Annotated in this window: 1 pseudogene; it reads right to left on the bottom strand. The window is 57.4% G+C overall.

From position 1 onward, the window contains the following. Positions 1–180: 180 nt before the first annotated feature. Positions 181–1,038 (bottom strand): annotated as a pseudogene (locus HEP69_RS23420) (hypothetical protein); the annotation flags it as partial.

Genomic DNA, 1,038 nt, shown 5'->3' with positions numbered 1-1,038 from the left:
AACCCGAGCATCGCGACGCGCACCTCAGCCACAGACACAGTCTGATCCCCGAATTCCATCCATTCGACATCTGTCAGGTCGTCATTCCCAAGCGCAGAGACAACGCGCAGCCCACCGGGGGTCAGGCTGAAGGCCACCGTATCAAAGGTGCCACCTTCAAACACGGCCACGGCGTCCCCGTTACCGCCACGCCTCCGGTCTTGGCCCGAGCCCCACACCAGCGGTGACGGCCTCAAGATGCAGATAGACCAGGGACCAAGCCTGCATGGTCACAAGAAAGGATTCCAGATCCTCGGCGGAAATCAGATCGACAAACTCAGTTTCAAGCACGACCTGTGCGGCTTCTTCGTCCTGTCCCCCGGCCCCGCCATCCCATAGCTCGCTATAGGACACGCGATAGAGCGTCGCGGAGGGATCGAGCACGGCACTGAAATCAAGCGTCTTGTCTGTGGCTGTGCCGCTTAGATCAGCCAGGATGAAGAACGACTCTGGGCCGTTCTCGAACCCGTGGATCGTGATTTTATCCGCCTCGAGAAAATCCAGAACCGGGGTCATACCAACGGCTTTGTGCAAGAGGGAATTCGATTCTCCTGCGATGGTGAGATGCCCGCGACAAGTGCAGACCAGCGTGACGGAGCGGCTGTTGTTGAAGAGCGAGGGCCAGTAATGCGCGGTGGTCACGTCATGCGTTACCATCTCGTAGAACATGGCGACATCAAGGATTGCGTGTTGCAGGCCGCGATTGTTTGCCTCGTTCACGTCGCCTGTGCGGCTTACGTTCTCCTTCGGTGATGTAGTAATCGAGTTCCGGCAAGGCCTGCTGCGGTTGCCTAGATTCATCCGCCAGAACTCAAGCTGGGTGAAGCCGAATTGTTCCTGGGTATCGACGGCCCCCAAACCGCCATCCTGGTAATTGTGGTCGCTGATGGTATCGATTGCATTGGGTGCTTCCAGACAGGTCGATTCGGAAAAATTCGGCCATTTGGGCCCTGCACCAACATCAACTCTTGCCGTAAACCCAAAAGGTACCCGGTGTTG

This window comes from Aestuariivita sp., from assembly GCF_021404545.1.
GTDB lineage: Bacteria > Pseudomonadota > Alphaproteobacteria > Rhodobacterales > Rhodobacteraceae > Aestuariivita.
The sequence above is the reverse complement of the archived record's forward strand: the minus strand, read 5'-3'. Positions and strand labels throughout refer to the sequence as shown.